Annotated in this window: 24 protein-coding genes and 1 tRNA gene; 17 read left to right on the top strand and 8 right to left on the bottom strand. The window is 64.2% G+C overall.

What is annotated here, in order from left to right; all coding sequences use genetic code 11:
• Positions 1 to 185 precede the first annotated feature (185 nt).
• The 3 genes from O7A05_RS29695 (at position 186) to O7A05_RS29685 (ending at position 1,123) form a co-directional block, all read left to right on the top strand.
• Positions 186 to 260: transfer RNA gene (locus O7A05_RS29695), tRNA-Gly, on the top strand.
• A gap of 98 nt (positions 261 to 358) precedes the next feature.
• The gene (locus O7A05_RS29690; RefSeq protein WP_337096729.1) at positions 359 to 505 is read left to right on the top strand and encodes a hypothetical protein; all 147 of its coding nucleotides are present in this window, start codon (positions 359 to 361) and stop codon (positions 503 to 505) included.
• 342 nt (positions 506 to 847) lie between these two features.
• Positions 848 to 1,123, top strand: a complete 276-nt coding sequence (locus O7A05_RS29685; protein WP_337096728.1) for a hypothetical protein — start codon at positions 848 to 850, stop codon at positions 1,121 to 1,123.
• 183 nt (positions 1,124 to 1,306) lie between these two features.
• On the opposite strand, the gene O7A05_RS29680 is transcribed toward O7A05_RS29685, so the two are convergent.
• On the bottom strand, positions 1,307 to 1,747 hold the full coding sequence (locus O7A05_RS29680) for an Lrp/AsnC family transcriptional regulator (protein WP_337096727.1): 441 nt from the start codon (positions 1,745 to 1,747) through the stop codon (positions 1,307 to 1,309).
• Positions 1,748 to 1,874: 127 nt separating this feature from the next.
• Between O7A05_RS29680 and rocF the strand changes: the two genes are divergently transcribed.
• Both rocF and O7A05_RS29670 read left to right on the top strand, forming a co-directional pair.
• Positions 1,875 to 2,807, top strand: coding sequence for an arginase (gene rocF, locus O7A05_RS29675; protein WP_337096726.1), 933 nt, complete (start codon positions 1,875 to 1,877; stop codon positions 2,805 to 2,807).
• A 2-nt stretch (positions 2,808 to 2,809) separates the two neighbouring features.
• A complete protein-coding gene (locus O7A05_RS29670) occupies positions 2,810 to 3,868 on the top strand; it encodes an ornithine cyclodeaminase (protein WP_337096724.1) in 1,059 nt (352 codons plus the stop codon).
• A gap of 83 nt (positions 3,869 to 3,951) precedes the next feature.
• Here the strand turns inward: O7A05_RS29670 and O7A05_RS29665 are convergent, their stop codons facing one another.
• From O7A05_RS29665 to O7A05_RS29645, 5 genes are all read right to left on the bottom strand, one after another.
• Positions 3,952 to 4,950, bottom strand: a complete 999-nt coding sequence (locus O7A05_RS29665) for a LacI family DNA-binding transcriptional regulator (RefSeq protein ID WP_337096723.1) — start codon at positions 4,948 to 4,950, stop codon at positions 3,952 to 3,954.
• Positions 4,951 to 4,962: 12 nt separating this feature from the next.
• A complete protein-coding gene (locus O7A05_RS29660) occupies positions 4,963 to 5,979 on the bottom strand; it encodes an ABC transporter permease (protein ID WP_337096722.1) in 1,017 nt (338 codons plus the stop codon).
• Positions 5,976 to 7,475: a sugar ABC transporter ATP-binding protein gene (locus O7A05_RS29655; RefSeq protein WP_337096721.1), complete on the bottom strand. Its 1,500-nt coding sequence runs from the start codon at positions 7,473 to 7,475 to the stop codon at positions 5,976 to 5,978. Before O7A05_RS29655 ends, O7A05_RS29660 begins: the two co-directional genes overlap by 4 nt.
• 136 nt (positions 7,476 to 7,611) lie before the next feature.
• Complete coding sequence (locus O7A05_RS29650; protein ID WP_337096719.1) at positions 7,612 to 8,583, bottom strand: sugar ABC transporter substrate-binding protein; 972 nt, start codon at positions 8,581 to 8,583, stop codon at positions 7,612 to 7,614.
• A gap of 175 nt (positions 8,584 to 8,758) precedes the next feature.
• A complete protein-coding gene (locus tag O7A05_RS29645) occupies positions 8,759 to 9,778 on the bottom strand; it encodes an LLM class flavin-dependent oxidoreductase (protein WP_337096718.1) in 1,020 nt (339 codons plus the stop codon).
• Positions 9,779 to 10,027: 249 nt separating this feature from the next.
• On the opposite strand from O7A05_RS29645, the gene O7A05_RS29640 reads away from it, so the two are divergent.
• Positions 10,028 to 10,783, top strand: a complete 756-nt coding sequence (locus tag O7A05_RS29640) for a COG4280 domain-containing protein (protein ID WP_337096717.1) — start codon at positions 10,028 to 10,030, stop codon at positions 10,781 to 10,783.
• Positions 10,780 to 10,995, top strand: a complete 216-nt coding sequence (locus tag O7A05_RS29635; RefSeq protein ID WP_337096715.1) for a hypothetical protein — start codon at positions 10,780 to 10,782, stop codon at positions 10,993 to 10,995. Before O7A05_RS29640 ends, O7A05_RS29635 begins: the two co-directional genes overlap by 4 nt.
• A 258-nt stretch (positions 10,996 to 11,253) precedes the next feature.
• Here the strand turns inward: O7A05_RS29635 and O7A05_RS29630 are convergent, their stop codons facing one another.
• Entirely contained in the window at positions 11,254 to 11,886 is a 633-nt protein-coding gene (locus O7A05_RS29630; protein WP_337096714.1) for a methyltransferase family protein, read from the bottom strand.
• Positions 11,887 to 12,087: 201 nt separating this feature from the next.
• Between O7A05_RS29630 and O7A05_RS29625 the strand changes: the two genes are divergently transcribed.
• From O7A05_RS29625 to O7A05_RS29605, 5 genes are all read left to right on the top strand, one after another.
• Positions 12,088 to 12,870 (top strand): COG4705 family protein, encoded by a 783-nt coding sequence (locus tag O7A05_RS29625; RefSeq protein ID WP_337096713.1) that lies wholly within the window; start codon positions 12,088 to 12,090, stop codon positions 12,868 to 12,870.
• 128 nt (positions 12,871 to 12,998) lie between these two features.
• Positions 12,999 to 13,358: an ArsR/SmtB family transcription factor gene (locus tag O7A05_RS29620; protein ID WP_337096712.1), complete on the top strand. Its 360-nt coding sequence runs from the start codon at positions 12,999 to 13,001 to the stop codon at positions 13,356 to 13,358.
• On the top strand, positions 13,342 to 13,845 hold the full coding sequence (locus O7A05_RS29615) for an SRPBCC domain-containing protein (RefSeq protein ID WP_337096710.1): 504 nt from the start codon (positions 13,342 to 13,344) through the stop codon (positions 13,843 to 13,845). The genes O7A05_RS29620 and O7A05_RS29615 overlap by 17 nt, the downstream gene beginning before the upstream one ends.
• A gap of 184 nt (positions 13,846 to 14,029) precedes the next feature.
• A complete protein-coding gene (locus tag O7A05_RS29610) occupies positions 14,030 to 14,707 on the top strand; it encodes a winged helix-turn-helix domain-containing protein (protein WP_337096709.1) in 678 nt (225 codons plus the stop codon).
• A gap of 45 nt (positions 14,708 to 14,752) precedes the next feature.
• Positions 14,753 to 16,126, top strand: coding sequence for a sensor histidine kinase (locus tag O7A05_RS29605; protein ID WP_337096708.1), 1,374 nt, complete (start codon positions 14,753 to 14,755; stop codon positions 16,124 to 16,126).
• 21 nt (positions 16,127 to 16,147) lie between these two features.
• Here O7A05_RS29605 and O7A05_RS29600 read toward each other — a convergent pair whose 3' ends face one another.
• The gene (locus O7A05_RS29600; RefSeq protein ID WP_337096707.1) at positions 16,148 to 17,017 is read right to left on the bottom strand and encodes a helix-turn-helix domain-containing protein; all 870 of its coding nucleotides are present in this window, start codon (positions 17,015 to 17,017) and stop codon (positions 16,148 to 16,150) included.
• Positions 17,018 to 17,123: 106 nt separating this feature from the next.
• On the opposite strand from O7A05_RS29600, the gene O7A05_RS29595 reads away from it, so the two are divergent.
• The 5 genes from O7A05_RS29595 (at position 17,124) to O7A05_RS29575 (ending at position 23,502) form a co-directional block, all read left to right on the top strand.
• On the top strand, positions 17,124 to 18,392 hold the full coding sequence (locus O7A05_RS29595) for an ABC transporter substrate-binding protein (protein ID WP_337096705.1): 1,269 nt from the start codon (positions 17,124 to 17,126) through the stop codon (positions 18,390 to 18,392).
• A 180-nt stretch (positions 18,393 to 18,572) separates the two neighbouring features.
• Complete coding sequence (locus O7A05_RS29590; RefSeq protein ID WP_337096704.1) at positions 18,573 to 19,433, top strand: carbohydrate ABC transporter permease; 861 nt, start codon at positions 18,573 to 18,575, stop codon at positions 19,431 to 19,433.
• Positions 19,430 to 20,266 (top strand): carbohydrate ABC transporter permease, encoded by an 837-nt coding sequence (locus O7A05_RS29585; protein ID WP_224712567.1) that lies wholly within the window; start codon positions 19,430 to 19,432, stop codon positions 20,264 to 20,266. The genes O7A05_RS29590 and O7A05_RS29585 overlap by 4 nt, the downstream gene beginning before the upstream one ends.
• Positions 20,267 to 20,331: 65 nt before the next feature.
• On the top strand, positions 20,332 to 21,417 hold the full coding sequence (locus O7A05_RS29580; protein WP_337096702.1) for an ABC transporter ATP-binding protein: 1,086 nt from the start codon (positions 20,332 to 20,334) through the stop codon (positions 21,415 to 21,417).
• A gap of 57 nt (positions 21,418 to 21,474) precedes the next feature.
• A complete protein-coding gene (locus tag O7A05_RS29575) occupies positions 21,475 to 23,502 on the top strand; it encodes an aldo/keto reductase (protein WP_337096700.1) in 2,028 nt (675 codons plus the stop codon).
• The last annotated feature ends 141 nt before the right edge of the window (positions 23,503 to 23,643 follow it).

Below are 23,643 nucleotides of genomic sequence, written 5' to 3'. Positions count from 1 at the left end.
TCCAGGAAAAGCCGGCGACGGCTTTGCCTGCTGATTTGCGATCGGTCCGGTTCCGCGCCGCTTCGATGCTTCGACGCGAACGTCGCCGCGGGAAGAAATTCGCTCCAAAAAGACCGTCATTTCCCTGTTGCAATCGCCGCGCTCTTCGGCCATATAGGCGCGGCTTGCGGCCCGAGGCCGCACGAGCGGGTGTAGCTCAGGGGTAGAGCACAACCTTGCCAAGGTTGGGGTCGGGCGTTCGAATCGCCTCACCCGCTCCAGTTTCCTCACCGAGGATCAAGCAAACGAAAAGCCGCGGTCTCCGCGGCTTTTTCGCGTTTAAGGTTTGCAAGCACGCCCAAGCCCGAAGAACTCCAGAGTGCGCCTAATCTCCGGTGAGGAGATGGACGGCCGGCCGTTGATCGGGCTGACGCGCAGCGAAGCCGAGCATCTGGCCGATCGGGTCAATGCCGCAATTGGCGGGCTGGCTGGCTATTCGCCGGTCCCATTCGCCGGCGTCGCCTGAAGACGTCCGGCCTTCGGCGACCGCCTCGCCGCGGCGCATCGGCGATTCAACCGCAGATCACATCGGATAACGTTTGCGTGCCACTCCATTTCAATGCCGCGGCGGTTTCTATATCTCCTCCCTGGGCCGAGGACCGCCGGCGGTGGATGGCCTGCACCGCGACACGATGCGACCGGACGGCCCGTTTCGGAAAAAGCGGCTTTGCCGCTTTCTCCATCCCGAAGAGATGTCATCCTGCGTTCTTTCACCCCTAAAATCATCGCGGCCGCCTCGATCTTAGCGGCCATACCGCTTTCGAGCGCCTATGCCGTGCATCGCCACCATAGAGCGGCGGTCGACATCATGACCACGGCGTCGGTGCCGGCGGACCCGGAAGCGAGAGCCGCGACGGAGCAACTGCTTGGCGTGAAACAAGGCATCCGCACAGCCAGGCAGGCCGGCAAGATCACACAGGACCAGGCCCGCGACCTGATGCGGCAGGCCGATGCCATCAAGCCCACCGGAGGCCGTTCGGCGATCAGGCAGATCAACGATCTGGATCAGCGGCTTCGGGATGCCACCGGCCAGGGGACCTATATGGGCGACGGCTCCGACGGCGGCTACTATCCGAACGGCTGATCACCTGCTTGGGCGATACGTGCGGCAATCCTGGAGCAATTCGGGGAAGGCTGGCTCGCGATCCGGCCCGGCGCCGTCGTCTTCGGCCCGGGTCGCACGACAACAAGGACGTGAAGCGGCCCGGCGTTTCGCAAAATCGCCGAACCGCTTCACGCTTCACCGCCGCCGTGACCGACCGTGCAACTACGCCAGCCGCGCCCGCGTCGTCCGCGGTGTCGCCAGCAACAGGCTGGTCTCGCTGCCCGTTATGCCGGGGATCAGCCGGATTCGGCGCAGCACCGCGTCGAAATCCGTCAGCGTGGCGGTGCCGAGCTCGACCACCAGGTCCCAGCGGCCGTTGGTGGTGTGGATGGTCGAGACCTCGGCGAGGCCGCCCAGCGCCTTGACGACGCGGTCGGCGGCGTGGCCCTCGATCTCGATCATCATGACGCCGCGTATCCTCTGATCGACCGCGTCGGCGCGCAGCACCACCGTGTAGCCGATGATCTCACCGGATTTTTCCAGCCGCTCCATGCGCGCCCGGACCGTGGCGCGCGAGACGCCGAGATCGACGGCAAGGTCGGAGACGCTGCGCCGCGCATCGTGCCTGAGCAGCGTCACCAATTTCTCGTCGAGCGCGTCCATGGCTTTCCATTTCGATCAAATCTGCTGAGCAATATGATAGATCAGTCTTTTCGAAATGCCAATTTTCGCTGTTCAAACCGCCAGCGGCTGATGGTTCACTCCTCCGATCAATCAAAGGTGAGAAAAAATGCGCTGCAGGATCGTCGGCGCGCCGGTGCAGGACGGCGCGGGCAGGATGGGATGCGAGATGGGGCCGAGCGCGCTGCGCACGGCAGGCCTCGTCTCGGTGCTGGCCGAACTCGGCCATGAGGTCGAGGACTGGGGCGCGGTCGAGAAGGCCGTGGCGCCGCCCGTGGTGCACGGCAATCTGGCGCTGAAGGCGCTGCCGGAGATCTCCGCCTGGACGGCGGCGATCGCCGAGACCGCCTACGCGGCTTCCAGGGACGCCATGCCGATCTTCCTCGGCGGCGACCATTCGATCTCGGCCGGCACGGTGTCGGGCGTGGCGCGCCGCGCCGCGGAGCGCGGCCGGTCGCTTTTCGTGCTGTGGCTCGACGCGCATCCCGATTTCCACACGCTCGACACCACCACCAGCGGCAATCTGCACGGCGTGCCGCTCGCCTATGCCAGCGGGCAGGCGGGTTTTCAGGGCTATTTCCCGGATCTGCCGCAAGCGGTCGACCCGGCCCGAATCTGCGCCATCGGCCTGCGCAGCGTCGATCCGGCCGAGCGCCGCGCGCTCACTGAAGCCGGCGTCACCGTCCACGACATGCGCGCCATCGACGAGCACGGCATCGCGCCTTTGCTGCGCGCCTTCCTGGCCCGCGTCGAGAAGGAGAACGGCCTCCTGCATGTCAGCCTCGACGTCGATTTTCTCGATCCTTCGATCGCGCCGGCCGTCGGCACCACCGTGCCCGGCGGCGCCACTTTCCGCGAGGCGCATCTGGTGATGGAGATGCTGTCCGACTCAGTCCTGGTCTCGAGCCTCGACCTTGTCGAATTGAACCCCTTCCTCGACGAGCGCGGCCGCACCGCGACGCTGATGGTCGACCTCACCGCCAGCCTGATGGGCCGCCGCATCATGGACCGCCCGACCCGCAGCCACTCCGGAAGCCTCTGATCATGACCCAGCCTTCGCGCCTTGCCATCGTTCCCTTCGTCAGCGTCGACCGCATGATGAAGCTTGTGCTCGCCATCGGCGTCGAGCGCTTCCTCACCGAGCTCGCCGCCTATATCGAGGAGGATTTCCGCCGTTGGGAGCTGTTCGACAAGACGCCGCGCATCGCCTCGCACAGCCATGACGGCGTCATCGAGCTGATGCCGACCAGCGACGGCAAGATGTACGGCTTCAAATATGTCAACGGCCATCCGAAGAACATGCGCGAGGGACGCCAGACCGTCACCGCCTTCGGCGTGCTCGCCGATGTCGGCTCCGGCTATCCGATGCTGCTCACCGAAATGACCATCCTGACGGCGCTGCGCACGGCGGCCACCTCGGCGGTGGCGGCAAAATACCTGGCGCCCAAGGGCAGCCAAGCCATGGCCATCATCGGCAACGGCGCCCAGTCCGAGTTCCAGGCCATCGCCTTTAAGGCGCTGCTCGGCATCGACCGGCTGCGGCTCCACGACATCGACCGTTCGGCCTCCGAAAAATGCGCCCGCAACCTCGCCGGCAAGGGTTTTGATATCACCATCTGTTCGACCGGGCAGGATGCGGTGGAAGGCGTCGACATCATCACCACAGTGACGGCCGACAAGCAGTACGCCACCATCCTCACCGACAACATGGTCGGCGCCGGCGTCCACATCAATGCGGTCGGCGGCGACTGTCCCGGCAAGACCGAGCTGCACCGCGACATCCTTCTGCGCTCCGACATCTTCGTCGAGTTTCCGCCGCAGACCCGCATCGAGGGCGAGATCCAGCAGCTCGAGGCCGACCATCCGGTGACCGAGCTGTGGCAGGTGATGACCGGAAAGGCCGAGGGCCGCAAGACGGCGGAGCAGATAACGCTATTCGATTCCGTCGGCTTCGCCACGGAAGATTTTTCCGCGCTGCGCTACGTCCGCGACCAGCTTCAGGCCACCGGCCTCTATGAGGAGCTCGACCTGCTCGCCGACCCCGACGAGCCGCGCGACCTGTTCGGCATGCTGGAGAGGGCGGCCATACAGCCGGCGGCGTGAAGTCTTTCCCTTCTCCCCGTTTCACGGGGAGAAGATGCCGGCAGGCAGATGAGGGGCAGCACCGACGACAACAATTGCCAGCACTACCGCCGCGCCGCGCAGCTTTCCCTCTCCACCAGCACCGGCGCCAGCACCTCGCGCCTTGAAGGCGCTTCCGGCTCGGCCAGCCTCTCGAGGAGCAGGCTCACCGCCAGCGTGCCGATCTTTTCCACCGGCTGCGCGATCGTCGTCAGCGGCGGCCAGGTGGTGACGGCATAGGGAATGTCGTCGAAGCCGATCATCGACATGTCGTCGGGAACGTGCAATCCGCGCGAGCGCAGCGCGGTGACCGCGCCTATGGCCATGAGGTCGTTGCAGGCGAATACCGCGGTGATGCCAGGGGCCTGCGCCATCAACTGATCCATCGCCAGGCGGCCGCCGGCGAAATGATAATCGGAATCGACGATCGACGAGGCCGGCAGCTCCACGCCTGCTTCGCCGAGCGCGCGGGCAAAACCGCGCAGGCGGGCCGGGCTGGAGCTCGAATCGCGCGGACCGCCGATGACGCCGATCGTCCTGTGGCCGAGCCCGGCCAGGTATTTCCCCGCGAGATAGCCGCCATGGTCGTGGTCGACCAGCACCGAATCGACATTGACCGACTGGATCTCGCGGTCGAGCAGCACTGCCGGCACACTGGGCAAGAGGCGCGCGAAGACCCGCGCATGGTCGGACGAGCCGGCGAAGATCAGCCCGTCGATCTGCTTGGCCATCAGCACCGAAAGATAGCGCTCCTCCTTCTCGGCATTGCCGTCGGAGTTGCACAGGATCACGGTGTAGCCGGAGACGAAGCCCGCATCCTCGATCTGCCGCGCGACGCTGGCAAAGAACGGATTGGAATTGTCCGGGAGCAGCAGGCCGATGGTCTTGGTCTCGCCGCGCCTGAGACTCCGCGCCACAGAGTTCGGGCTGTAGCGCAGTGCGCTGATCGCTGCGCGCACGCGCTCGGCCGTTTCCGGCTCGACGTGACGCGTATGGTTCATCACATGCGAGACGGTGGCGACGGATACCCCCGCATGGCGTGCGACATCGGCGATCGTCGTCATGGCCCGTTCCCCTCAGCGGATTTTCCGCAACAGTCTCTCCCGGTACGCGTCTAGGATGACCGCGAGCACGATGACAAGGCCAATCACGATCGGTTTGAAATTGTCGCCGACGCCGAGCAGCTGCAATCCGGTGGAGAGCACCTGCAAGATGCAGGCGCCGACCAGCGTGCCGATGATCGAGCCTTTGCCGCCACTGAGGCTGGTGCCGCCGATGATGACGGCGGCAATCGCGTTGAGCTCGTAGCCGACGCCGGCGATCGGGCTGCCGATGTTGAGGCGCAACAGATAGACCATGGCCGCGATGCCGGCGGTGAGCCCGCTGATGGTGAAGGCGGCGATCTTGTAGAAATCAGGATTGTGGCCCGACAGCCGCACCGCCTCATCATTGGTGCCGACGGCGAAGATCATGCGGCCGAAGACGGTGAAGCGAAGCACGAACCAGCCTGCCGCGATCACCAGCACGGCGACCAGGAAGATCGACGGCAGGAAGCCGCCAATGATGAGGTTGCCGAAATCGACGAAACTCTGCGGCAGGCCGGTGATGGTGGAGTTGTCGCTGACGACACGGGCCGCACCGGCAGCCATATTGAGCATCCCCAGCGTGACGATGAAGGAAGGGATCTTCCAGCGCGTCGAGATCCAGCCATTGAGGAAGCCGCAGACCGCACCCGTCGCCATGCACGCCAGCAGCGCCAGCGTGATCGCCACGGCCGGCGACAGGCTCTCGTTGATCATCACGGTGGCGCCGACCACGGTGCACAGCGCCAGCACCGAGCCGACCGAAAGGTCGATGCCGCCGGTGAGGATGACGAAGGTCATGCCGGCCGCCAGCACCGTGTTGATGGCGATCTGCACGAAGATCTTCAGCGCGTTGCCCGAGGTGGCGAAATAGGGCGCGGTGGCCGAGAAGAACAGCGTGATCAGCACCAGCGCCAAGAGCACGCCGGCATCGCGCACCAGGAAGCGCAGGAATTTTGCCCGGCCCGGAGAAACAGGCGCCGCAACGGCTGCTTCGGTCGTCTCGCTCATGGTCGCACATACTCCTGATAGGCGAGCGACAGGATGCGCTCCTGGTCGAATTCGGATCGCGGCACTTCGCCGACGATCTTGTTTTTCGAAAAGACGATGATGCGGTGGCACATGCCCATCAATTCAGGCAGGTCGGACGACACCATGATGATGCCCTTCTGCTGCGCCGCCAGCAGCCACAGCAGCTGATAGATCTCGCGCCGCGCGCCGATGTCGACGCCGCGCGTCGGCTCGTCGAGGATCAGCGTCGAGGTGCCGCGGAACAGCCATTTCGCCAGCACCACCTTCTGCTGGTTGCCGCCGGAGAGGTTGCGCACCGCCTGCTCGATCGAGCTCGCCTTGACGCGCAGCTGGCCGACGAGATCGTTGGCGGCCGCAGCCTCCGTCCTTCGGTTGAGCAGCCCGTTGCGCGAAACCTTGCTGAGATCGGTAATGGTGATGTTCTTGTCGACGGCCATGTCGAGCAGCAGGCCCTGACCTTTGCGGTCCTCGGTGAGCAGGCTCAGGCCATGCCGCACGGCGTCCTTGGGCGCTGTGATCGCCACCGGCTTGCCGTCGATCTCGACGACTCCGTCGAGCTTCGGGTCGGCGCCGAAGAGCGCGCGCATGGCTTCCGTGCGGCCGCTGCCGACAAGGCCGGCGACGCCGAGGATCTCGCCATGGCGCACGGCGAACGAGATCTCCGGGGTGGAAGCATCGCGCTTCAGATTGGCGACGCTGAGCGCGACTTTGCCGGGCACGACCCTGGCATCGAAACCGAATTCGTCGGCGATGTCGCGGCCGATCATCATGCGCACGATATCCGGCACGGAAAGACCGTGAAGGTCGCGCGTCGCGACCAGCCTGCCGTTGCGCAGCACCGTCACCCGGTCGCCGATCTCGAACACCTCATGCAGCCGGTGCGAGATGTAGATGATGGTGACGCCCTTGGCCTTCAGCCGCTTGATGATGGAAAACAGCCGCTCGATCTCAGGCGGCGTCAGCGTCGCCGTCGGCTCGTCCAGCACCAGCAGCTTCGAGTCGTAGCTCAGCGCCTTGGCGATCTCGACCAGCTGCATCTGCGCCACGCCCAGCGCCTCGACCCTGGTGCGCGGATCGATGTCGAGGCCGACTTCCTTGAGCAGCGCCACGGCGCGGCTGTTGAGCGCCTTGCGGTCGACGATGCCGAAGGCGCGGCGCGGCAGGCTTTCCAGCATCAGATTCTCGGCGATGCTGAGATAGGGCAGAAGATTGAGCTCCTGATGCACGATGCGGATGCCGCTCTGCTGCGCATCATGCGGCGTCTTCGGCTGGTAGGGCTGGCCGTTGAAGGCAATCCTGCCCGAATCCGGCTGGTAGATGCCGGCCAAGAGCTTGATCAGCGTCGACTTGCCGGCGCCGTTCTCGCCTAGGATGATGTGGGTCTCGCCGCGCGCGATCGACAGCGACACCTCGCTCAGCGCGACAGCGCCGGGAAAGATCTTTCCGACCCCTTCAAGGGAGAGAATCGTATCCATGGGCGGCAGAATCCTAAACCGTGCCCGTCGGCGATAGCGGCGCGGGCGCTCCGTCACCGCCGCCGGAATTGCCGGCGGCGGTGACGAGAGAGGCGAAGCGTGGCGCCGGAGGGAGTTGCCGGCGCCTCGGCTCGCCTCAGGCGGTGATCAGCTTGACGTCGGTCTTGACCCAGCCGGAGAATTTCTCGCCGGCTAGCTCGCGCAGGCCGTAGTCAATGCCCATCGCCGCCATCTTCGCGCCATACTGCTCGACGGTGGCGAGCATCTTGCCTTCCTTCAGCAGCGGACCGACGGCCGGGATGTTGTCGAAGCCGACGACCTTGATCTGGCCGGACTTGCCGGCAGCGTCGATCGCCTTGACGACGCCGAGCGCCATGGAGTCGTTCGCCGCCATCACGCCCTGGATGTCGGGATGCTGGGTGAGGAAGTTCGTCATCAGCGTGTTGGCTTCCTCGGTCTCCCAATGCGCGGTCTTGGAGTCGAGCAGCTTCAGCTTGTACTCCTTCACCGAATCGTCGAAGCCGAGCTTGCGCTGCTTGGCATTGTCGGCCTCGGGATTGCCCTCGAGGATGACGACCTTGCCGCCCTTGCCCAGCGCCTTGCCCAGCGCGTCGCCGGCCAGCTTCGCGCCGGCGCGGTTGTCCGGGCCGAAGAAGGCGAGGTCGATGCCGGCCTTCTTCTTGGCCTCGGCGTCGAGCGCGACGTCGATGTTGATGACCTTGATGCCGGCCTTCAGCGCCTTGGCGATCGGCGTGACCATGGCTTTCGAATCTGCCGGCGCCACCACGATGATGTTATAGTTCTGGGTGATGAAGTTCTCGATCGCGTCGACCTGGGCAGCGAAGTCGCGCTCGTCCTTCATGCCGACGGCGGCGAAATCGAACTTGTCCTTGTTCTTGGCCGCATACTCCTCCGCCCCGGCCTGCATCTGCTTGAAGAACTCGTTGGCTAAAGATTTCATCACCAGGCCGACCTTCGGCTTGTCGACGGCAAAAGCCGGGCCGAGCGGCAGAGCGAGCGCGCCGGCGGCCAAGGCGCTGGTCTTCAGGAACTGGCGGCGCGAGAACGAGCCCAAGTCGAGCCCATGCGTGTTCGGAATCTTGCTCATTAGTCTCCTCCACTTGAGTGAGCCGTAATCGGTTACGTAACCGATTACGCGGCAAAGTAGGTTGCTATTTTATCAGATGTCAACATCGAGGGTAAGGACGGAAGGAACGCCGGCGCCGAAGCTGCCGATCTCCCCCCTTGCGGGGGAGATTACGCATTTTGCCGTTTTCGCCACCTCACCGCCAGCCCAGCGCGGGCGCGACATGCTTCAGGATCGACTCGATGACATGGGCGTTGTAGTCGACGCCCAACTGGTTGGGCACGGTGAGCAGCAGCGTGTCGGCCTCGGCGATCGCCTCGTCCGCCTTGAGCTGCTCCACCAGCTTGTCCGGCTCGGCGGCATAGGTGCGGCCGAACACGGCGCGCTTCTCCGGTTCGATATAGCCAAAATGATCCTCGCCCTCGCTGCCGCCGAAATAGGCGCGGTCCATGTCGTTGACCAAGGCAAAAATGCTGCGGCTGACCGAGACGCGCGGCTCCCTGGCATGGCCTGCTTCCTTCCAGGCGGCGCGATAGGCTCTTATCTGCTTGGCTTGCTGGACATGCAGCGGCTCGCCGCTTTCATCGAATTTCAGCGTCGAGCTTTGTAGATTCATGCCGAGCTTGGCCGCCCATACCGCAGTGGCGTCGGTGGCCGCGCCCCACCAGATGCGCTCGCGCAGGCCAGCCGAGAAGGGCTCGAGCCTGAGCAGGCCGGGTGGGTTGGGGAACATCGGCCGCGGATTGGGTTGGGCAAAGCCTTCGCCGCGCAGCAGGTCGAGGAAGATCTCCGAATGCCGGCGCGCCATGTCGGCGTCGCTCTTGCCCTCTTCCGGCACGTAGCCGAAATAGCGCCAGCCATCGATCACCTGCTCGGGCGAGCCGCGGCTGATGCCGAGCTGCAAACGCCCGCCGGCAATCAGGTCAGCAGCGCCCGCATCCTCGGCCATATAGAGCGGGTTCTCGTAGCGCATGTCGATGACGGCGGTGCCGAGCTCGATGCGCTTGGTCTTGGCGCCCGCGGCGGCAAGCAACGGAAACGGCGAGGCGAGCTGTCGGGCAAAATGGTGGACGCGGTAATAGGCGCCGTCGGCCCCAAGTTCCTCGGCCGCGACCGCGAGGTCGATCGACTGCAGCAGCGCGTCGGCGCCCGAGCGCGTGCCCGATTGCGGCGAGGGCGACCAATGCCCGAACGACAGAAATCCGATCTTCTTCATGGCTCCGTTCCTGCTGGAGCGGCCATTGACCGCTCGAACTCCTTGTTGCTCCAGCAGATAGCCAGGGCAGTGCCGCGATACAACGGACACCGAACGGATACAGACCGTCAATGAGTTCTCCAAAAGTCCGCTGCAGTCGCCCTCGCCTCACGCGGGACCAGATAGGATCATCCCTGGCATTCTCGCCGGCGCCGGAGCGCTGTATCGTTCTCGCCAGCCGATGATTCCCGAGCATTGGACGACGCCTGCATGCATGGCCTGACACCCATATTTTCCACCGTGACGGCCTCGTTCCTGGCCTCCTTCGTCGAGGTGGTCGAAGCCTTCACCATCGTGCTCGCCGTCGGCGTGACGCGCAGCTGGCGCCCGGCGCTGACCGGTGCGGCGCTGGCGCTCGCCCTGCTGGCGGCGCTGGTGCTTGTTTTCGGGCCGCTGCTGGCGCTCGTCCCCATCACCGTCCTGCAATTCGTGGTCGGCGTGCTTTTGATCCTGTTCGGCATGCGCTGGCTGAGAAAGGCGATCCTGCGCAGCGTCGGCGTCATCGCGCTGCATGACGAGGAGCAGGCATTTTCCAAGGAGACGGCCGCCTTGCAGCGGCAGGCCGCCGACCGCCGCGCCGACTATCTGGCGGCCGTCGCGTCGTTCAAGGCGGTGCTGCTCGAAGGCGTCGAAGTGGTGTTCATCGTCATTGCCGTCGGCGCCGCGCATGGCCAGACGCTCTATGCCGGCCTTGGCGCGCTGGCGGCCTTCGTGCTGGTGACGCTGATCGGCCTCGCCGTGCACCGGCCGCTGGCGCGTGTGCCCGAAAACTCGCTGAAATTCATCGTCGGGCTGATGCTGACCAGCTTCGGCGTGTTCTGGACCGGCGAAGGCCTCGGCGCCGAATGGCCGGGCGCCGACCTCGCTCTGCTCGCCATCTTCGCCGTCATTGCCCTTGCATCCTTCGCCATCGTGCGCTGGTTGCGCGGCGCTTACCTGGCGCCTGCCGAAGGAGTCGCCCGATGACCATGATCCGTCTCGTCTTCAAGGAGCTCGTCGGCATGTTCGTCGATGATGGCAGCTTGGCGCTGCTGGCGCTGATCCTGATCGCGCTGATCACCGCCGCCGTGAAATTGCTGGCGCTGCCGCCCCTCGTCGGCGGTTTCCTGCTTCTCGCCGGTTGCCTGGCAATTCTCCTGGAGAGCACACGCCGCGCCGCGCGCGGCAAGGCGCGTTGATGGGCGTTCATTTTCTGGGAAATCAGCGCAAATGCTGGAGACTGGCGGAAGCTTCTCAACCTCGTCATCCACGGGCGGAGCGACGCGAAGCGGAGCGCAGACTCGAGGATCCATTCCGTGATCTTGCCCGAGGAATGCAGCGAAGCAGAATTCTGCACCGTGGCAACGCCTCGACGTCACGAAAGGACCTGACAAGCGCGTCAGCCAATCTTCAGGCATGCCGCCTGCCAACGCAGACAAAGCGGTTTTACCGGAAAACTAATAAACCGTGAAAAGCGTCGGCAGGTCGCCGCTGAGGCGCAAATACTCGACCGCCTCGATCACCGGAAACAACGCCAGGAAATAGAGCCCGTCGCGGAACGTGTTCCGCAGCGCGCCCGTCGAGAACAGCCACTGCGCCTCGTCGCGGTAGAGCAGCGGATTCGGCCAGAAGGACGGCGTGCGTTCGGCATAGGCCGCGTAAGCCGCACCGAATTTGCCGGCGAGATACTCGGCCTCCTTGCGCGCGGTGAAGCGGAAGACGAGGAAGCTCGCCAGGCCGAGCATGACGGCCGCCAGCACCGAACCGAACATCAGCCCGATGCCAGCCGTGCCGACGGTCGAAAAGAAATAGAGCGGGTTCCGGGTCATCGAGAACGGGCCGGACACGATCAGCTCGTCATTCTTCCTGCCGCCGACGAAGAGGATGCTCCACAGCCGGCCGAGGAAGCAGATCAGCACCATCGCGAAGCCGATCGTCTCCAAGACTTCGTGCCCGTCCGACCCTTCGGCCAGCGCCGGCTTGCTGAACAGGAGCAGGATGACGGCAAGCACGGCGGCCACCTGCACGACGATCAGGCGCTTGTGCTGGTCGAATGCTTTCGGCGCCGATTTGAGAGACGTGTAGGCCATTCCTTCTCACCGCTCCGGCGCCGGCAAGGGCCCCAAGACTTCTCTAGCTTCTCTGCCGCGTGATGGCGAGGCCGGACGTATGTTTTTGACCGACCTTACGAATTTGTAAGGGCGCGGACAGGCTGGGGTGAATTCGCCTGCCTAGCCTGACGATCGCCGCCGCACGCAATTTTTCGGGCGCGAATGGAAACGGACATTGCCATGACCGCAATCATTGAACATGACTCCGAATTGAACCGGGTCCCGGACGTCACCATCGATTTCTGGCTGATCAAGATCATGGCAGTCACCATGGGCGAGACGGCGGCCGATTATCTCGCTGTCAATCTCGGCCTCGGCCTTACCGCCACGTCGCTCATCATAGCCGGCATTCTGATCGTCGCGCTCATCCTGCAATTCGCGCAGAAGCGCTACGTGCCCTGGGCCTACTGGCTGGCGGTTGTCCTGATCAGCGTCGTCGGCACGTTGGTCACCGACAACCTGGTAGACAATTTCGGCGTCCGGCTGGAGACGACGACGATCGTCTTCTCGGTCATGCTGGCCCTGACTTTCATCGCCTGGTACGCGAGCGAAAAGACCCTGTCGATCCACACCATCTTTACCACCAGGCGCGAGATCTTTTACTGGCTGGCGATCCTCTTCACCTTCTCGCTCGGAACGGCGGCCGGCGATCTGGTGGCCGAGCGCTTCGACCTGGGTTATCTCGCCACCGGGCTCATCTTCGGCGGCCTGATCGCGGCGATCACGCTTGCGTGGTTCTTCCTCGGCCTGAACGCCGTCCTGGCCTTCTGGCTCGCCTATATTCTGACCCGGCCGTTCGGCGCCTCCTTCGGCGACCTGCTCTCGCAGCCGGTGGAATATGGCGGCATGGGCTTCGGCACCACCTTCACCAGCCTGACCTTTCTCGGCTGCATCCTCGCCATCGTTCTCCATATGACGCTGAGAAAATTGATCGAAGAAGACGAGCAGGCGCTCCTCGACTAAGGCATGTCGAGGTTCACCGTAAGTTACAGTAGCCAGACGGGCTCGGTTTGGGCGGAGACGGCCGGCAGCGTCCTACGCCCCGCTGTCCTCTTGCGCGCCGTTCATCGATGCGCTAGATACTGAACCAAATGGTTCAGTATTCGAAAACCCGCCTCGATGTTTCGTTCGCCGCGCTGTCGGACAGCACCCGGCGCGGCGTTCTGGAGCAACTCGGACGCGCGGAAGCCTCGATCACGGACCTTGCGGAGAAATTCCACATGACCCTCACGGGCATGAAGAAGCACATCGGCGTCTTGGAACAGGCAGGGCTCGTCACCACCCGGAAAGCCGGGCGGGTGCGGACCTGCAAGCTCGGCCTGCGCGGACTGGAGGAAGAGGCGGCTTGGATCGAGAGATACCGCCGGCTTTGGGACACACGCTTCGAAGAGCTGGACAAGGTTGTCGAGGAACTGAAACGGAAGGAGGAAGTCGATGGAAGAACGGAGTGAGCCCGCTCGCACGACGGTGGAACGGAGGTCCGACCGTGAGCTGGTCGTTACGCGAACCTTCGACGCCCCGGCGCGCATCGTATTCGAGGCGTGGACCAAGCCTGAACTGTTCAAGCGGTGGTGGGCGCCGAAGTCGATGGGCATGATCCTGCGTTCCTGCGAGATGGATGTTCGCGTCGGGGGCGGGTACCGTCTGGCGTTCGGCCATGATGCCTCGAACCCCGCCGAGTTCTTCGGCAGGTATATCGAAGTGGTACCGTACTCGCGCCTCACCTGGACCAATGACGAAGGCGGCGACGGTGGACCCGTCACCACGGTGACCTTCGAGGAAAAGGATGGCAAGACGCTGCTGGTCATGCACGAGCTCTATCCCTCGAAAGAAGCTCTCGACGCTGCCGGCACCGGGGCGGCCGATGCGATGGACGAGACGTTCGGGCAACTGGACGAGCTTCTCCTCACCCTGGGCGCGAGCGCGGGACGGCCATGAAATTGCCGCTCTCGCGGCCGGCCGCCTGGTTCTTCGCCGCTGCCGTCGTCGGCTCGCGACGGATATCAGGTCGGCCTGGGGTGTGTTGAGATTCAGGTCAGCCTAAGCGCCTCTCGCAAAAATGTGTAGCGGTGTTCGGTCTGAAAGTTCGTAGAAACAAGGTGGCAAGGACGGCACCGGGCGAATGCGACTTCTGCTTGTTGAAGACGATCCGAGAACCGCCGACTATATCGTCAGGGGGCTGACCGAGGCCGGCCATGTCTGCGATTTGCTGCGCGACGGCCATGACGGACTCTTCGCCGCGACCCGCAATGCCTATGACGTGATCGTGGCCGACCGCATGGTGCCCGGCCTCGACGGCCTATCGATGATCAAGGCGGTGCGCGCCGCCGGCATCCGTACGCCGGCTATTTTCCTGACCTCGATCGGCGGCGTCGACGATCGGGTCGAGGGCCTCGAGGCGGGTGGCGACGACTATCTGGTCAAGCCCTTCGCCTTTTCCGAGCTGCTTGCCCGCATTCATGCGCTCGGCCGCCGGCCGGCGGCCCAGGAGCAGAAGACCAGCTTACGCGTCGCCGATCTCGAAATGGACCTGATCCAGCGCCGCGTGACCCGGCAAGGCCAGCCGATCGATCTGCAGCCGCGCGAGTTCAGCCTGCTCGAAGTGCTGATGCGCGGCGAGGGCCGCGTCATCACCCGCACCATGCTCCTGGAGCGCGTCTGGGATTTTCACTTCGACCCCAAGACCAGCGTCGTCGAGACGCATATCAGCCGGCTGCGCGCCAAGGTCGATAGGCCCTTCGACGTGCCGCTGATCCACACCGTGCGCAACACCGGCTACAGCCTGCATGTCCCGGCCTGATCTCGCATCCGCAATTGCGGGTCGGCCAACCGGCTTTGCAGTCACATGAACGGGCCGCGCTCCAGCCTGCTGCGCAGCACACCGTTCAGGCTGGCGCTGACCTTCGCCTTCCTGTTCCTGCTGGCTTTCATCCTGTCCGGCGCGATCGTCTATCAACTGATGAGCGCTTCGCTCGCCAGGCAGCTCGATCAGTCGATCAAGGAGACCTATTCGCTCATCGCCGTCACCTATGCCGAGAGCGACAAGGAGGATCTCGTCTCAACCGTCAGGGACCATGCCCAGTTCAGCCAGGACAAGGACGAAATCTTTTCCCTCACAGATCGGAACGGCAACCGCCTCGCCGGGGATTTCACCGCCACCAGCCTGCCGGACGGCTTTTCCATGTTCGCCGCCGACTTGCCGGGCGTGCCGCCCGATACCCAATATCGCGCCTATTCGGGCACGGTCGGCGGCAACAAGCTGACGGTCGCCTTCTCGCTTTCGGAAACCGAGGATCTGGAAAGGATCGTGTTGATGAGCTTCGGCTGGGCCACGCTCTTTATCACCGTCCTGGCGATCGGCGGCGGCGCCGTGCTTGCCTCGCGCGTCCAGCGCCGCCTCGACGGCATCGCCAACACCATGGTCGACGTCTCGCATGGGCGTCTCGATGCCCGCATCCCGCTGACCGGCAATGGCGACGACATCGACGCCGTCTCGGCCCAGGTGAATTCCGCGCTCGATCGCTTGTCTGCCCTAGTCGACGGCATGCGGGAGGTGAGCGCCAACATCGCCCATGATCTCAAGACGCCGCTCAACCGGCTGCAGATGATCCTGGAATCCGCCGCCGACAAGACGGTGTCGGGCGAGGATGTCTCGACCGAGCTGACCGACGCCCGCGCCGAAAGCCAGCAGATCAACAGCACCTTCGACGCCTTGCTGCGCATCGCCCAGATCGAAGCCGGCGCCCGCAAGGCGCGTTTCGTCGACCTCGACGTCGGGCCGGTCGTCGAAACTATCGGCGAGGTCTATGCCGATGTCGCCGAGGACGACGGCAAGTCCCTGTCAACTCGGATCGTTCCGGATACCAAATGGTTTGTGCACGGCGACCGCGACCTGCTGATGCAAATGCTGGCCAATCTGGTCGAAAACGCGCTGAGACACTGTCCGCCGGGCACCGCGATCGAACTCTCGGTGACCGGCGGAGGCGGCCATGTGCTCATTCATGTCCGCGACAATGGCCTGGGCATCCCCGCCGAGGAGCGCGAAAAAGTGTTCCGCCGGCTCTATCGGCTCGATGCCAGCCGCACGACGCCCGGCAGCGGACTGGGCCTCAGCCTGGTCAAGGCGGTGGCCGACCTGCATGGCGCTGCGATAACGCTCGAGGACCGCGATCCGGGCCTCGGCGTGACCGTCAGCTTTCCCGCCGTCGCATCCGCCTGATGATCCCGCTAACGAGATCCGCTACCGCGCCCCGCCTGCCCGGCGGAAGTCGGAAGGCGACATGCCGGCGAGCTTGCGGAACGATTTGTTGAAGGCGCTGAGCGAGCCGAAGCCCGAGTCCATGGCGACCCTCAGGACATTGGCGTCCTCATGCATCAGGAGCGCCTGGGCGTAGCTCAACCGCAGCAGATTGACATATTCGTTGAGCGTCATGCCGGTCGATTTCTTGAACAGGCTCATCGCGTATTTGGGATGGATGTCGGCAGCCGCGGCGATGGTCACGCAGTCGATGTCGTAGAGGAAATTCTCGGCGATGAAATCGCACATGCGCCCGACATTGCGCGAGGACTGCTGGTCGAAGGCATTGCCGGCGCCTTGCCCAGCCACCCTTTCCGGCACCAGCCGGTAAGGCTCGAAGCGCACCCGCTCGAGCCGCAGCAGCAGCTCGTTGACAGCATGCTCGGCCCTGGCCGGATCACCCGAGCGCGCATATTCGTTCCAGCGCTTGAAATTGTCGTTGTCCGACTGGTCGGTCGCATTGGTCACCAGCGTTGCGCCGGTCATCAGCCGATGGCGTATGTCGGCCGGCAGGTGCAGGCGGAAGAAATGCACCAGCGGCAGATGCGCGCCGGCATAGATGGCGTCGTCGGAAAGATCGTCCATCTGGTGCGGCAGGCCGCCCCAGAACAGGCACATCTCGCCGGCCGAGAGCGAAATCTCGTGCTCGGCCATGCGGTAATGCACGCGGCCCTGCACAATGAAATTCACCTCCACCTGGGCGTGCCAGTGCGGCTTCAGCATCACCAACGGGTGGTTGTAAAACATCTGCAGCATGAGCGGCAGTCCTTCGACGCTGCTCGCGCCAGGCTGGTAGAACGGACGCTCCGGCATCTTACTTTCCGCCAACTTCTCATTCCCTTCGACGGGGACAAGCCTTCCGCGCCGCATAGTCTAGCCACGCTCACAGTGAGAGAGCAAATGAAATGGGAGGATTTCAATGCGCACTACACTGACCTGCGCCGCGCTTATGCTTGCTCTGGGTTCCGGCCCGGCCCTGGCGCAGTCCGGCGAGATCACCATCTGGAGCTGGAACATCGCCGCCTCATCGCTGAAGGCGACGGTCGAGGGCTTCAACAAGAAATACCCCGATATCAAGGTCACGGTTCAGGACCTCGGCAACCAGCCCACCTATGACAAATCGATCGCCGGCTGCGCTGCCGGCGGCGTCGGCCTGCCCGATATCGTCTCCATCGAGAATGGCGAGGCGGAAAACTACTGGAGCCAGTTCCCGGACTGCTTCGTCGACTTGCACACGCTGGGCTACACGGCGGAAGACCAGAAGAAATTCCCCGATTTCAAGCGCACCGAGCTCGAAGTCGGCGACAAGGCCTATGCCATGCCCTGGGATTCCGGCCCGGTCGCCGTCTTCTACCGCCGCGACTTCTACGAGAAGGCCGGCATCGATCCCGCCTCGATCAAGACCTGGGACGATTTCATCGCCGCCGGCAAGAAAATCCAGGACGCCAATCCGGGCGTGTCGATGACCAATGCCGATTTCAACGGCGACACCGAATTCTTCCGCATGATTTCCAACGAGCAGGGCTGCGCCTATTTCGGCGAGGATGGCCAGTCGATCACCGTGGCCGAGCCGAAATGCGTCGACGCCATGACCAAGGTCAAGGAAATGAAGGACGCCGGCATCGTGTCGTCGGCCGACTGGTCGACGAAGATCACCAACAACACCGCCGGCACGGTCGCCAGCCAGGTCTATGGCGGCTGGTATGAAGGCACGATCCGCACCGAATCGCCGAAGGAAAGCGGCAAATGGGGCGTCTATCTGATGCCGAGCCTGACCGCCGACGGCCCGCGCGCCGCCAATCTCGGCGGCTCGTCCTTGGCCATCACCTCGGCCTCGAAGAACAAGGAAGCGGCCTACGCCTATCTGAAATACTCGCTGGAGACCAATGAGGGCCAGATCACCATGCTGAAGGATTTCGGCCTGGTGCCGTCGCTGATCTCGGCGCTCGACGATCCTTACGTCTCGCAGCCGCAGCCCTATTGGGGCGGCCAGACCGTCTGGAAGGATATCCTCGCCACGCTGCCCAAGGTGGTGCCGAGCCGCGGCACGCAGTTCCAGAGCGACGCCGAGATCATCGTCCGCGCCGTGCAGACCAAATATCTGGCCAACGGCTATCCCGACGCCAAGGCCGCGCTCGACGACGCCGCCAAGCAGATCGCCGCCGCGACAGGTTTGCCGGTGAAGTAGGGCGACGCCTCACCTTCTCCCCTTGTGGGAGAAGGTGGATTGGCGCGCAGCGCCAAGACGGATGAGGGGCGTTCCAACGGAGTGAGACGTTGGCGTTCCCTGGAATACCCCTCATCCGGCCGCTTCGCGGCCACCTTCTCCCACAGGGGGTGAAGGGAAAGACAAACGAAAGGAGGAAGAATGCGCACCCAGAACGCCACCGCGTACCGCTTCCTCACGCCTTACCTTCTGATCTTCGCCATCTTCTGGATCTGGCCGATCATCTCTTCCTTCCTGATCTCCTTCCAGGCGACGCGAACCGTGCCGTGGCGCTTCGCGCCGGCCTTCAACTGGGGCCGCCTGATCGGCGACCCCGCCTTCTACAATGCGCTGAAGAACACGCTGCTGATCCTGGTCATCCAGGTGCCGGTGATGATTGCGCTGGCGATCGTCATGGCGGTGCTTTTGAACTCGCCGCTGTTGAAGGCGCGCGGCCTCTACCGCTTCGCCTTCTTCGCCCCGGTCGTGGTCGGCGAGGTCGCCTATTCAGCCGTCTTCCGGCTGATGTTCAGCCTCGATTTCGGCATCGTCAACAAGCTCCTGGAGAGCGTCGGCATCTCAAAGATCGACTGGTTCTCCAACGTCACGCCGGCCATGGCGCTGATCATGATCGCGGTCACCTGGCGCTGGGCCGGCTACAACGCCATCATCATCCTGGCCGGCCTGCAGTCGATCCCGGAGGATGTCTACGAGGCGGCGACGCTCGACCGCGTCAGCAGGGTGAAGCAGTTCTTCTACATCACCTTGCCGCTGCTGAAGCCGGTCATCGTCTTTTGCGCCGTGCTGTCGATCATCGGCACCATGCAGCTCTTCACCGAGCCGTTCCTGATCACTGAGCGCGGCGGCCCGGGTGGCGGCACCGAGACGCTCGGCCTGCTGCTCTACCGCCAGGGCTTCCGCTCGCTCAATTTCGGCTACGCCTCGGCCGTCGCCTATACCATGGCCGGGCTGGCCATCGCCATCACCCTGGTGCAGCTCTGGCTGATGAGGGAGCCGAAATGACCTCGCGCTCGCAAGCAAGGCTGGGCCGCGTCATAGCGCTGCATCTTTTCCTGACGCCGCTGGCGCTGGTCTGGTTGTTCCCGCTGTGGATGATGGTGGTGTTCTCCACCATGCCCGACAACGGCATCTTCAGCCCCGGCATCGAGCTCCTGCCGCATGACAATTTCCTCGACAATGTCGCCAACCTGCAGCGCGACACCAATTTCATCGGCGCCATCGGCATTTCGGTCTCGGTGGCGGTGACCTACACCGTGCTGTCGGTGCTGCTCACCTCGATGGCCGGCTGGGCGCTGGCGCGCTACGAATTCCACGGCAAGGGCGCGGTCGTCGCCATCATCTTCGGCACCATCACGCTTCCCTATGCGGTGGTGCTCATCCCGCAATTCATCATGGTGGCGCGCGACTTCGCTTTGGCCAACACCTGGATCGCGCTGATCGTGCCGCCCCTGTTCAATTCGCTGGGGGTGCTCTTCATGCGCCAGGCTTTCTCGATGATGCCGGCCGAATTGTTCGACGCCGCCCGCGTCGAAGGCGTCAAGGAATGGCGCATCTTCCTGTTCGTGGCGCTGCCGCTGGCCCGCCCGATGCTGGCGGCGCTTGCGATCATCCTCTTCCTCGCCTCGTGGAACAATTATCTCTGGCCGCTGCTGATCAACAGCCAGCCGGGCGCGATGACCGCGCCGGTGGCGCTCGGCACGCTGATCGGCCTGACCAAGGTTTCGTGGGGCGGCATCATGGCCGGCGCCGTCATGCTGACGGTGCCGATGCTCATCGTCTTCGTGCTGTTGCAGCGCCATTTCATCGCCGGCATCGCCGCCGGCGCGGTCAAATAGGAAGCGCGAGATGCCTCGCCGACTGGGACACAGAATGATGCAACCTAACTACATCTCGCTCTAACATGGCGGCCGTCACCCTCACCAATGTCGTCAAACGCTTCGGCACCTTCGAAGTCGTCCATGGCGCCAACATCGATATCACCGACGGCGAGTTCGTCGTCTTCGTCGGCCCCTCCGGCTGCGGCAAGTCCACGTTGCTGAGGATGATTGCCGGGCTGGAGGACATCAGCGGCGGCGACATCGCCATCGGCGGCAAGGTGATGAACGATGTCGAGCCGGCCGACCGCGGCATCGCCATGGTGTTCCAGTCCTACGCGCTCTATCCGCATATGACCGTGGAGCAGAACCTCTCCTTCGGCCTCAGAATGAACGGCAATCCGAAGGCCGACACCGAGCGCCGGGTCAGGAAAGCCGCCGAGATCCTGCGCATCGACGAATTGATGCAGCGGCGGCCGAAGCAGCTCTCCGGCGGCCAGCGCCAGCGCGTTGCCATCGGCCGCGCCATCGTGCGCGAGCCGCAGGTCTTCCTGTTCGACGAGCCGCTCTCCAATCTCGACGCCGAGCTCAGGGTGCAGATGCGGGTCGAGATCTCGCGCCTGCACAAGGAGCTCGGCGTCACCATGATCTATGTGACGCACGACCAGACCGAGGCGATGACGCTGGCCGACCGCATCGTTGTGCTCAAAGCCGGCAATGTCGAGCAGATCGGCGCGCCGCTCGATCTCTATGACGACCCGGCCAACCGTTTCGTCGCCGGCTTCATCGGCTCGCCGAAGATGAATTTCCTCAGCGCCAAGGTCGTCGAGACGACGAACAGCGCCGCGATCATCGAGCTCGCCCATCACGGCGGCGCCAGATTGCGCAAGCCGCTTTGCGAGACTTTTCCCGCCGTCGGCGCCGAGGTCGTGCTCGGCGTCAGGCCGGAGCATTTCTTCGAGGCCGGCGAGGGCGATTGTGACATCCCGGTCAAGGCCGACGTCGCCGAGCATCTGGGCTCGGTGAGCTATGTCTACGCCAATGCCGGACCCGAGGAGCTGATCGTCGAGCGCGAGGCTTCGCGCCAGCGCGCCAGCGGCGACCATTTCACGGTCTCGATCAAGGCGGAACGGGCGCTGCTCTTCGACAAGGCGGGCGCCAGGATCCGCTGACCCGCAATTTTCTTTGCCGGCATGCCAGGCGTGGCGGCGACCCATGGAGAATTCGACATGACATCTGGAAAAATCCGCTGGGGCATTCTCGGACCCGGCAGCATCGCCAAATCCTTTGCGGGCGGCGTGGCGGGGTCGCGCAACGGCGAGTTGGTCGCGCTCGGCGCCCGCAATCCCGCCAAGCCGGGCCTGGCCGAGACCTTTCCGGGCGCGCGCATCCTCGACGGCTATGAGGCGCTGCTTGCCGACAAAAACGTCGATGCGGTCTACATTTCGATCCCGCATCCCGGCCATGCCGAATGGGCGATCAAGGCGGCGGAAGCCGGCAAGCATGTCTTGTGCGAAAAGCCGCTGGCGCTGACTGCCTTCGAGGCCGACGCCATGATGCATGCGGCGCGCAAGGCCGGCACGTTTCTCGGCGAAGCCTTCATGTACCGGCTGCACCCGCAGACCCTGAAGCTGGTCGAGCTGATCAAATCGGGCGACATCGGCGAGGTGCGCATGATCAAGTCAAGCTTCGGCTTCGCCATGCCGGGCTTCATGCCAGAGCACCGGCTCTATGCCAATGACCTCGCCGGCGGCGGCATCCTCGATGTCGGCGGCTATCCGGTGTCGATGGCGCGGCTGATCGCGGGCGCAGCGGCAGGGCAGCCCTTCCTCGAGCCCGTCAAGGTGGTGGGCGCTGCCCATCTCGGCCAGTCCGGCGTCGACGAGTGGGCCTCCGCGCTGCTCACCTTCGCCAACGGCATCGTCGCCGAGGTTTCCTGCAGTATTTCGCTCAACCAGGACAATGTGCTGCGCATCTTCGGCACCAAGGGTCAGATCGAGGTGCCCGATTTCTGGTTCGCCGGTGGCAACCGCGATGTCGGACCGGGCCGGATCGAGGTGATCCGGTCCGGGGCGGCTCGCGAGGTGATCAGCCTCGACGAGACCCGCCACCTCTATTCCTTCGAGGTCGATGCCGCCGGCGAGGCGATCCTTGCCGGACGGCAGGAGTTCGCCTGGCCAGGCATGGGCTGGGCCGACAGCCTCGGCACGCTGCGCGTTCTCGACAAATGGCGCGCCGCGGTCGGGCTGGAATATGACATCGAAAAGCCGGCTAAGCGCATCAACACCCTCTCCGGCCGGCCGCTGCGGACCGATGGCAAGGCCATCGGCAAGCGCGCCATCCCCGGCCTGCCGCGCGCAGTGTCGCTTCTGGCGCTCGGTTTCGAGGATTTCCGCACCTTCTCCTCCGGCTCGATCCTGCTCGACGCCTATTTCGAGGCCGGCGGCAATCTGTTCGACACCGGCTATGTCTATGGCGCCGGCTACACCGAGACGCTGCTTGGCCAATGGCTGAAGAATCGCGGCGTCCGCGAGCAGTCGGTGATCATCGCCAAGGGCGCACATTCGCCGCTCTGCTATCCCGACGTCATCGGCAAGCAGCTGGCGCAGTCGCTCGACCGGCTGCAGACCGACCACGTCGACATCTATTTCATGCATCGCGACAATCCCGACGTGCCGGTCGGCGAATTCGTCGACGCGATGGACGCCGAGGCCAAGGCCGGCCGCATCCGCGGCCTGTTCGGCGGCTCCAACTGGACGATGGAACGCATGGACGCGGCCATTGCCTATGCCGAAAAGAACGGCAAGCAAAAACCCGGCGCGCTCTCCAACAATTTCTCGCTGGCCGAGATGCTGGAGCCGATCTGGCCCGGCTGCGTCACCTCTTCCACGGATGACTGGAAAGCCTGGCTGACGACAAGGCAGATGCCGAACTTCGCCTGGTCGAGCCAGGGCCGCGGCTTCTTCACCGACCGCGCCGGCCGCGACCGCACCGACAATGAGGAGCTGGTGCGGGTCTGGTATTCTGAAAAGAATTTCGGCCGCCGCGACCGCGCCATCGAACTGGCGCGCAAACTCGGCAAGAGCCCGATCCATGTCGCGCTCGCCTACGTGCTGGCGCAGCCCTTCCCGTCGGTCCCCCTGATCGGCCCGCGCACACTGGACGAGCTTGAGGACAGCCTCAAGGCGCTGGATATCAAGCTGACGCCGGAAGATCTGGCCTGGCTGGATGAAGGGCCGGAGAGACGGAGGGCATAGCGCTGTTGATCTCCCCCCCTCGAGGGCATATGCGCTAAGATAGCTTTGGCATGGCTTGAAACTTGCGCTTTCGTGGTGGCTCGCGCCAACGATGTCGCAAGGCATGGAGATTCTGGCGCAGGGTTGCCAAGGGCGGCTGAG

The organism is Mesorhizobium argentiipisi (SeqCode), from assembly GCF_037179585.1.
Classification (GTDB): domain Bacteria; phylum Pseudomonadota; class Alphaproteobacteria; order Rhizobiales; family Rhizobiaceae; genus Mesorhizobium; species Mesorhizobium argentiipisi.
Note: the sequence above shows the minus strand (reverse complement) of the source record. Positions and strands in the feature narration are given on the sequence as shown.